9 protein-coding genes and 1 pseudogene are annotated in these 9,360 nt (G+C 67.7%); all 10 read right to left on the bottom strand.

All coding sequences use genetic code 11. From position 1 onward, the window contains the following. Positions 1-316, bottom strand: a pseudogene (locus tag AC1DHD_RS13585) (elongation factor P); the annotation flags it as partial. A gap of 144 nt (positions 317-460) precedes the next feature. Further along, positions 461-979, bottom strand: a complete 519-nt coding sequence (locus AC1DHD_RS13580) for a tetratricopeptide repeat protein (protein ID WP_476880221.1) — start codon at positions 977-979, stop codon at positions 461-463. Continuing rightward, positions 979-2,070, bottom strand: coding sequence for a 3-dehydroquinate synthase (aroB, locus tag AC1DHD_RS13575; RefSeq protein ID WP_476880220.1), 1,092 nt, complete (start codon positions 2,068-2,070; stop codon positions 979-981). Before aroB ends, AC1DHD_RS13580 begins: the two co-directional genes overlap by 1 nt. After that, positions 2,067-2,606 (bottom strand): shikimate kinase, encoded by a 540-nt coding sequence (locus tag AC1DHD_RS13570; protein ID WP_476880219.1) that lies wholly within the window; start codon positions 2,604-2,606, stop codon positions 2,067-2,069. Before AC1DHD_RS13570 ends, aroB begins: the two co-directional genes overlap by 4 nt. Before the next feature lie 56 nt (positions 2,607-2,662). Continuing rightward, on the bottom strand, positions 2,663-3,862 hold the full coding sequence (aroC, locus tag AC1DHD_RS13565; RefSeq protein WP_476880218.1) for a chorismate synthase: 1,200 nt from the start codon (positions 3,860-3,862) through the stop codon (positions 2,663-2,665). 26 nt (positions 3,863-3,888) lie between these two features. Next, positions 3,889-4,767 carry a shikimate dehydrogenase gene (locus AC1DHD_RS13560; protein WP_476880217.1) on the bottom strand — a complete coding sequence of 293 codons (879 nt, stop codon included), beginning with the start codon at positions 4,765-4,767 and terminating at the stop codon, positions 3,889-3,891. Further along, positions 4,764-5,675, bottom strand: coding sequence for an endolytic transglycosylase MltG (gene mltG / locus AC1DHD_RS13555; protein WP_476880216.1), 912 nt, complete (start codon positions 5,673-5,675; stop codon positions 4,764-4,766). The genes AC1DHD_RS13560 and mltG overlap by 4 nt, the downstream gene beginning before the upstream one ends. Next, positions 5,672-6,418, bottom strand: a complete 747-nt coding sequence (locus tag AC1DHD_RS13550) for a hypothetical protein (RefSeq protein WP_476880215.1) — start codon at positions 6,416-6,418, stop codon at positions 5,672-5,674. Before AC1DHD_RS13550 ends, mltG begins: the two co-directional genes overlap by 4 nt. Further along, the gene (ruvX, locus tag AC1DHD_RS13545) at positions 6,402-7,013 is read right to left on the bottom strand and encodes a Holliday junction resolvase RuvX (protein ID WP_476880214.1); all 612 of its coding nucleotides are present in this window, start codon (positions 7,011-7,013) and stop codon (positions 6,402-6,404) included. Before ruvX ends, AC1DHD_RS13550 begins: the two co-directional genes overlap by 17 nt. A gap of 13 nt (positions 7,014-7,026) precedes the next feature. After that, positions 7,027-9,360, bottom strand: a 2,334-nt coding sequence (alaS, locus tag AC1DHD_RS13540; RefSeq protein WP_476880213.1) for an alanine--tRNA ligase, incomplete at its 5' end; no start/stop codon positions are given.

Genomic DNA, 9,360 nt, shown 5'->3' with positions numbered 1-9,360 from the left:
GCATGAAGTTGGTGGCATCGCCCACGGTCGCGGCGGAAACAGTGAGCTGGTCGAAGTCCGAGGTGTCCATGAACACGAAGTCGGCGCCGTCCTGGTACAGGTACTGGTAGTCGCGGCGGTCAACCGTTGCGGTCTCAATCTTGAGTCCGGCGTTGAAGGTCTTGTCGACGACCTTGCCGGACATCACGTTGCGCATCTTGGTGCGGACGAACGCGCCACCCTTGCCGGGCTTGACGTGCTGGAACTCGATGATGTTCCACAGCTGGCCCTCGAGCTTGAGCACGGTTCCGTTCTTGATGTCGTTCGTGGTTGCCACAGTATCCTCAGGTTTCTTCGTGGACTGGTTCTAGCCACCAGCCGCCTATGCCRGGCGGGCACGCCAATCGGCCCGCCAGCGCGTATTTATCAAAAATCCAAAAACCATTCTACCGGTTTTGCCGGCAGGCTGCCGTACGGTCCCCTAGCAGRCCAGGTCGAGCACGTCCCGGGCCCGCTGCAGCGCCACCGTCGAGGAGTAGATCAGGGCCGCGTCCGCTGAGCCCGCCACCCGCAGGTCGAGCGCTCTGGCGAAGGACTCGACGGCGGCGGCGGCGTGGCCGGCTGCGAAGTGCGAACGGCCCAGGTGCTGCCGGACGACGGCCTCCTCCGGGGTCCCCTGGGCTTCCGGAAGCAGTTGCCGGTAGAGCTCAACGGCGCGGTCGAAGCGGTGCGAAACGCGCAGGACCTCGGCCTCGAACATCCGGAGCCGGAAGGAGTCCGGGTCCTTGTACCGCGCCTCTGCCAGCAGCTCCGCGGCCTCGCCCGGGTGCCCCTCAACCAGGCGGACGAAGATCAGGTCCGTCGGGTCCGTGGACCGGGCCAGGGCTTCGGCGCACGCGTCCTCGTTGACCACCTGCGGCATCAGTGTTTCAGGGTTGATCCGGATGCCGGGGAACCCGCCGTCGGGCCATTCGGTGGTGCCGCCGTTGTCGCTGATCATCAGGACGCGATTTCCTGGTAGGCCGCGAAAAGCAGCGAGGTGTCCGGCACGTCGAGGATGCCGGGGCGGCCGACGCCGTCGAGCACAACGAAGCGCAGCAGGTCGCCGCGGGACTTTTTGTCCCGCCGCATTCCGTCGAGCAGCGCCTGCCAGCGGTCACGCCGGTAGGTGATGGGCAGGCCGAGGCTCTCGAGGATGGTGCGGTGCCTGTCGGCGTCGGCGTCGCTGAGGCGTCCCACGCTGCGGGCGAGCTCCGCGGCGAACATCATGCCCACCGAGACGGCGGCCCCGTGGCGCCACGAGTAGCGTTCGGCCAGTTCGATCGCGTGCCCCAGGGTGTGGCCGTAGTTCAGGATCTCGCGCTGCCCGGTTTCTTTCAGGTCCTCGGAGACCACCCGGGCCTTGACCGTGATGGCCCGTTCGATCAGTTCCCGGAGGACATCGGAGCGGGGATCGGAGACCGCCGCCGGGTCCTTCTCGATCAGGTCGAGGATGGCGGGATCGGCAATGAACCCGCATTTGATGACCTCGGCCATGCCGGAGATGATCTCGTTCTTCGGCAGCGTGTCCAGGGTGTCGAGGTCCGCGAGGACCCCGGCCGGCGGGTGGAAGGCGCCCACCAGGTTTTTGCCTTCTGCGGTGTTGATGCCGGTTTTCCCGCCGACGGCGGCGTCCACCATGCCGAGAAGGCTGGTGGGCATGTGGATGACCTTGACTCCGCGCAGCCAGGTGGCGGCGACGAAACCGGCGAGGTCGGTCACCGCTCCCCCGCCGACGGCGACGATTGCGTCCGACCGGGTGAAGTCATTCTGGCCCAGGACCTGCCAGCAGAAGGAGGCCACCTCGATGTGTTTGCCCTCTTCGGCGTCCGGGATTTCAGCGGTCAGCGCGGTGAAGCCGGCGGCGGCCAGCTCCTCACGGACGGTGTCGCCGGTCAGCCGGAGCGCCCGCGGGTGAATGACGAGGACACGCTGGACGCGCTCCCCCAGCAGTCCAGGGAGGCTGGCCAGCAGGCCCCGACCGACGACGACGTCGTAGTTTTCCCCCGGAGTGGTGCCGGTGACTTTAATGACTGTTGATTCGGTGTTCACTTTTCAACTTTCCTAGTCGCTGCTGGCGCCGGAGTTTCCGCGGTACTGGCGTCGGTAAACTGCTCCAGCGCATCTTCAAGCCGGCGCGCGAGGTCCTGGACGGACCCGGTGCGGACGTCGAGTGTCAGGTCGGCGAGCCGTTCGTACACCGGCTGCCGGGTGGCGAACAGGGCCCGCCAGCGTTCCAATGCGTCGCCGGCCAATAGCGGCCGCCCGGAGTTCCGGGCGATCCTTTCGGACACGGTGGCGGCGTCGCATTCGAGGTAGACCACGGTGCAGCTGGCGAGCAGYTGCTGGGTCCCCGAGTCCAGTACGGCACCCCCGCCGAGGGAGATGACGGTGTTGCTGCCAGCCGCGTTTTCGATGGCCTGGGCGACGGCCCTGGCCTCCAGTTCGCGGAACGCGCATTCGCCCTGGCCGGCGAAGATGTCCGCGATGCTCCCGTGCTGGGCGACGACTTCGGCGTCGGTGTCAACAAACGGTGCGCCGAGCTGGAGGGCAAGCTGCTGGCCGATGGCCGACTTCCCCACCGCCATCGGGCCGATCAGTGCGACCGGGCGGTCCTGTCCTTTGCGTGGATTACGAGGCGGCACTAGTGCCCGATCGAGTCCAGGGACGCCGGGATGTTGTCCAGGTAGCCCTTGATGTTGCGGGCGGTCTCCTGCACGGAGTCGCCGCCGAATTTTTCCGTGACCGCTTCGGCAAGCACCAAAGCCACCATGGCCTCGGCCACCACGCCCGCGGCCGGGACCGCACAGACGTCCGAGCGCTGGTGGTGGGCCTTGGCGGCTTCTCCGGTCTTCACGTCAACGGTCTTGAGCGCACGGGGCACCGTCGCGATGGGCTTCATCGCGGCACGGACCCGGAGCACGTCGCCAATGCTCATGCCGCCCTCGATGCCGCCGGCCCGGTTGGAGGTGCGGATGATCCGGCCGTCGGCATCCTTCACGATTTCATCGTGGGCTGCGGAGCCGCGGCGCGCCGCTGTGAGGAAGCCGTCGCCGACTTCAACGCCCTTGATCGCCTGGATACCCATCAGGGCCGCGGCGAGGCGCGAATCGAGGCGGCGGTCCCAGTGCACGTAACTGCCCAGTCCCGGCGGGAGGCCGTAGGCGAGGACTTCGACGACGCCGCCAAGGGTTTCGCCCTCCTTGTGGGCAGCGTCCACCTCGGCCACCATCGCGTCGGACGTTTCGCGGTCGAAGCAGCGCAGCGGATCGGCGTCGAGCGCCAGTACGTTCGAGGGCACCGGCAGGGGCCGTCCCTCGGGAACGGAAACGTTGGCGATCGAGACGGTGTGCGAGACCAGCTCGATGCCGAGCTGCTGCAGGAAGGCGGCGGCGACGGCGCCGAGGGCCACCCGGGTTGCGGTTTCCCGGGCGCTGGCGCGTTCCAGGACGGGCCGTGCCTCATCGAAGCCGTACTTCTGCATGCCGGTGAAATCGGCGTGGCCGGGCCGTGGCCGGGTCAGGGGCGCGTTGCGGGCCTGATCGGCGAGGACTTCCGGATCCACGGGGTCAGCGGACATAATCTGTTCCCACTTGGGCCATTCGGTGTTGCCCACCTGGATGGCGACGGGGCCGCCCTGCGTGGTTCCGTGGCGGACACCGCCGAGCACTGAGACCGTGTCCTGTTCGAACTTCATCCGGGCGCCGCGGCCGTATCCAAGGCGCCGCCGGGCAAGTGCCTCGACGATCCGGTCGCTGGTGAGCTCCACACCGGCGGGGACGCCTTCGATAATTCCGACCAGGGCCGGGCCATGGGATTCTCCGGCAGTCAACCAACGCAACATAAAATCCATCCTGCCATGCAAGGCACTTAGAACACCCGTCGAGGAGCCCCGACTGCGTCACACATCACATCTATGACTTCGGCCGGGACGGGGCCGCCGAGGCCGCTGAAGTGGCGTACCTGTTCGATGGCCTGGTACAGCAGCATTTCCAGCCCGGGCACCACACTGCCGCCCCGGGCCGCCCAGGCCGCGGCGATCCGGCTGGGCCAGGGCTCGTAGGCCACGTCGAGGAGCACGCCGGTTGCTGCGGCTCCGGCGGGCAGGGTGGCCAGCTGTTCCGCCAGCCCGTCGGCTGCCCGCGGRGGGAGGGTGGAGATGACGACGTCGGCGGCCGCGACGGCCGGTGCGGCCATCTCCAGGGGCAGGACCGTCAGGGACAGTCCGACGGCGGCCGCCGCTGTCCGGGCTTCGGCGGCGCGGCCGACGTCCCGGACGTAGACCGTGGCGGCGGGGGCACCGAGTTCCTTCAGGGCCGCCACTGCGGCCGCCGCTGTTCCGCCGCCGCCCAGGATGACGGCGGTGGGCTCACGGCTGGCCCCGGCGTAGCGCAGGGCGTTCACGATTCCCGCGACGTCCGTGTTGTAGCCCACCAGCCGGGCCGGCGCGCCGGTGGCCGGCTGTGCCCGCTCGAACGCGACGGTGTTGATGACCCCGAGGTCCCGGGCCACGCCGCGGACTTCGTCCACCTCCGCGGCCATGGCAGCCTTCAGCGGCATGGTGACGGACAGTCCGCGCCAGCCGCCGTCGGCCCGGACACCAGCCATAAAGGCGGGCAGGGCGTCGACGGTGACATCAATGGCGTCGTAGTCCATCGCGACGCCGAGCTGCGCGTAGGCGGCGCGGTGCAGCGCCGGGGACTTCGAGTGGCTGATGGGATGACCGAGGACGGCGGCCCGCAGCGTCACACGCAACGGCCCGGGTTGGCCTCGCACCACGCGTTGTACTTGGCGACGTAGCCGTTGTGCTCGGCCAGGGTCTTGGAGAACTTGGTCTCCTTGGTGTCCAGGTTGATGGTGACCCAGTACAGGTAGTCGTTGCTCTTGGGTTTGGCGGCCGCGTCGAGGGCGCGCTTGCCCGGCGAGCCAATGGGACCGGCCGGGAGGCCAACATTGGCGTACGTGTTGTACTTGTTGGACTTGTCGGCCTTCTGGGCCTCGTCGATATGGAAGCTGCGGATGCCCAGGCCGTAGGTCACCGTGGCGTCCGACTGGATGAGTCCGTTGGTCTCGGTGTTGTTCGGCTTCAGCCGGTTGTAGATGGCACCTGCCACGTCCCCGTACTCGGCCTGGCCACCCTCGGCCTGCACAATGCTGGCGACCGTCACGACGTCGTACTGCTTGTTCGGGTCGGTGACGCCTTGGGCCTTGAGCTCGTCGAGTGCGYTGCCGCTGAGTTTCTTCAGGATGTCCTTGGCGGAGGTCCCGATCGGGAAGCGGTATTCACCCGGGAACAGGAATCCCTCGAGGTTCTTGGCCTTGGCAGGGACGCCGAACTGCTTCGGGTTATCGCTCAGTGCCTTCAGTTCCGGCACCGAAATACCTGTGCCGTCGGAGATGGCCTGCAGCGATTCGTTGATCCTCAGGCCGGCGCTCAGGGCAAAGTACATCACCTTGTCGGCGCCCTTGTTCAGCAGGATCGCGACGGCGTCGGCGTTGTTCATTTCCTGCCGCAGCGTGAAGGTGCCGGGGCTTAGCGCTCCCCCGGAGGACGCGAACTGCTTGACGAATGAGTCGGCGTTGGCGATGACCTTCTTGGATTCGAGGTCCGCGGCCACGGACCGGGGCCCGGCGCCTGGCGGCACGGTGATGGTCACGGAGCCGGTGCCGGGGCCAGGATAGTCTGCTGCGGCGTTTCCACCGAGAAGGGGTTTGAGAAGCGGCGGCGCCGGCGGACCTTCTTGGAGGGGCCCTTCGCGGTGGGAATGCCGGCGGCCCCGGCCATCAGGCCGTGGCCCGGCTCCTCGTCGTAGCCGTGGGGGTCGTCCTCGTGGTGGCCCGCGTAGGCGGGATCGTAATCTGCCTCGTGGTGGGCGCTGTGGCCGTACTGCAGTTCGTCGGCACGGCGCAGGGTTTCCTCGCGGGACATACCGGCGGCGTAGTTGTGGACGGGCTCGTGGACCGGTTCCTCATAAACGGGGTCCTCGGCAACGGGCTCGTGGTGAACCGGCTCGTGGTGCACGGGTTCCTGGGCAACGGGCTCGTGGTGAACCGGCTCCTCGGCAACGGGCTCGTGGTGAACCGGCTCCTCGGCAACGGGCTCGTGGTGAACCCGTTCCTGGGGCGCGGGATCCTCACGGGTGGGCTCAGCGGGGTCCTCGCGAACCGGTTCGTGCACGGTCGGCTCTGCGACGGGAAGGTCCGGGGCGGCAGCTTCGCGGGGAGCGTCGGGCTGCTCTGCCGAAGCTTCGGACTCGGTCTCGAAAGCCTGGGGCGGGATGACATCGTGACCCTGTGTCGCCAGGAACTTCTCCTGGGCACGGATCTCTTTACGCGTCAGCGGACGGCCAGCGCCATTATTGGCATCACCAGAGGAGTCGTCATTATTGACCGGGCTCACTGTAGCCTTCCAGTTTGGGCAGAATGCGTTGTGCAGAATGCGTTTGTACTGCCGGGGCGGCCTGAGCGCCGCCGCCGGGTGGCCCCGGCGGCAGGTCCGCGCTGACGCGGCTTCCCACTTCCGTTCCCCTGGCCTTTTGCATATCGATCGYGTGCTGCAGAATGGCTGCGGCGGCGACCTGATCAACTACTTTACGGTGGTCCTTGCTGCTCATGCCAGCTTGGTGCAGGTTGCGGTGGGCTGTCACCGTGGTCAGCCGTTCGTCAACCAGCCTCACTGGCACGTCGGAACCGGCCTCGGATAGTTTCCCGACGAGTAGCTTTGCATACTCGGTGGCCATTCGTGCGGAAGCGTGCTCTTCACCTTTCATGGTGCGCGGCAAACCAACGAAGATTTCGACCGCCTCGAGCTCCCCGGCCAGCTTTGCGAGAATTCCCACATCAGTGTTCTTCTTCACGTTGCGGGTCAGGGTACGCAGCGGAGTGGCGAGGATCCCGTCCCGGTCGCACACCGCCACGCCCACGCGCACGGTACCGACGTCTACCCCGAGTTTCACGCCCCGGGGGTAGCCGCGGGGTATGGCCGATTCAGTCATCCGTTGTTCCGTGCTAGCGCCGGGTGATGGCGTCCACGACGGCGGTGAGGGCCGTGCCGACCTTGGCTGCGTCCGTGCCGCCGCCCTGGGCGACGTCGTCCTTGCCACCGCCGCCGCCGCCGAGGATGCCGGCAGCGAGGCGCACCAGCGCACCGGCCTTAACCCCGGCGGCCCGTGCTGCTTCGTTGGTGGCGATCAGGATGACCGGGCGGTCGTTGCTGACGCCGGCGACGGCGACGGCGGCGGGCTCGGACCCGAGGCGGGTCCGGAGGTCCAGCGCCAGTCCGCGGAGGTCATCGGCGCCGCTGACCATGCCGGCGTCGTGGGCAATAACCTTCACGCCGGCAGCGTCCTTGGCGGTGCCGACCAGCTGTGCGGCCGCGGCCGACAGCTGCTCCTTGCGCAGCCGCTCCAGTTCCTTTTCAGCCGTCTTGAGCTTGGTCAGGGTGCTTGCGATGCGCTCGGTGAGCAGGCCGGACGGAACCTTGAGCATTTCCGTCAGTTCAGTGACCAGGGCGCGTTCGGCCGCGAGGTGCCGGAACGCGTCCATGCCGACGAAGGCCTCCACACGGCGGTTTCCCGAACCGACGGACTGCTCGCCCAACAGGGAGAGGCTGCCGATGAGGGAGGTGTTGGAGACGTGCGTGCCGCCGCACAGCTCGCGGGACCAGGCGCCGTCGATCTCCACAACACGGACTTCGTTGCCGTAGTTCTCGCCGAACAGTGCCATGGCGCCCAGCGCCTTGGCTTCCGCGAGTCCCATGACCTTGGTCTGGACCTGGAAGTTGTTCCGGATGGCGATGTTGGAGACTTCCTCGATCTCGGAGCGCGTGGCGGCGCTGAGGCCTTCACCCCAGGAGAAGTCGAAGCGGAGGTATCCGGCCTTGTTGAAGGATCCGCGCTGCAGGGCTTCCGGCCCGAGGATCTGGTGCAGGGCSGCRTGCACRATGTGCGTGCCGGTGTGGGCCTGTTCGGCGGCGTGGCGGCGTTCCCGGTCGACGGCGGCCTGGACCATGGCGTCGGCCCCGATTTCGCCTTCACGGACGATCGCCTTGTGCACGCTGAGTCCCTTGATGGGCCGCTGGACGTCCAGGACCTCGACGACGAACCCGTCGCCGGTGATGAGCCCGGTGTCGGCGGCCTGGCCGCCGGCCTCGGCGTAGAACGGCGTTTCGGCCAGGACCAGTTCGATTTCGTCACCGGTGGAGGCCTGCGAGACCTTGCGGCCGCCGGCCAGGATGCCGCGGACCTTCGACTCGCCGGCGAGCTCGGTGTAGCCGGTGAAGACGGTCTCGCCGGCGGCCAGGAGTTCCTGGAACGCGCTGAGGTCGGCGTGGGCGCCCTTCTTGCCCTTGGCGTCGGCCTGGGCGCGCTGGCGCTGTTCCAGCATCAGTTTGCGGAACTCGGGCTCGTCGACCTTGAGGCCCGCTTCCTCGGCCATTTCCAGGGTGAGGTCGATCGGGAAGCCGTAGGTGTCGTGCAGGGCGAAGGCGTCGGCGCCGGAGAGCGGCTGGCCCGCGGCCTTGGACTCCTTCACGGCGTCCTCGAGGCGGGCGGTGCCGGAGGCGATGGTGCGCAGGAACGCCTTTTCCTCGGCGTAGGCGATCCGGCTGATCCGGTCGAAGTCGGTCTCGACGATCGGGTAGACGCCCTTCATGGCGTCCCGGGATGCGGGCAGCAGGTCGGGCAGGCACGCCTTTTCGACGCCCAGCAGGCGCATGGAGCGCACGGCCCGGCGGATCAGGCGGCGCAGCACGTAGCCGCGGCCCTCATTGGAGGGTGTTACGCCGTCGGCAATCAGCATCAGGGCGGACCGGATGTGGTCGGCGACCACGCGCATCCGGACGTCGTCCGTGTGGTGCGGGTCTTCCGCGGTCTCGGCGGAGGTGTATTCCTTGCCGGAGAGAGCGGCGGCTTTGTCGATAACCGGGCGGACCTGGTCTGTTTCGTACATGTTCTCGACGCCCTGCAGGATCATCGCGAGGCGCTCCATGCCGAGGCCGGTGTCGATGTTCTTCTTGGGGAGCTCGCCGGTGATGTCGAAGTCGACCTTGGAGCGCACATTGTCAATCTGGTACTGCATGAACACGAGGTTCCAGATCTCGATGTAGCGGGTCTCGTCGGCCAGCGGGCCGCCTTCGATGCCGTAGGCGGGGCCGCGGTCGTAGTAGATCTCGGAGCAGGGGCCTGCCGGGCCCGGCTGGCCGGTGGACCAGTAGTTGTCGGCCTTGCCCATCCGCTGGATGCGTTCGGCGGGCACGCCGGTGTTCTTGAGCCAAAGCTCCTTGGCTTCGTCGTCCTCTTCGTACACCGTCACCCAGAGGCGCTCCGGCGGAAGGCCGTAGCC

The sequence above is a fragment of the Arthrobacter sp. 05L45_2 genome (genome assembly GCF_056397525.1).
The sequence above is the reverse complement of the archived record's forward strand: the minus strand, read 5'-3'. Positions and strand labels throughout refer to the sequence as shown.

Excerpts from the sequence above, each read along its gene's own strand:
- aroC (WP_476880218.1), bottom strand. The coding sequence starts at position 3,862 with ATGTTGCGTTGGTTGACTGCCGGAGAATCCCATGGCCCGGCCCTGGTC.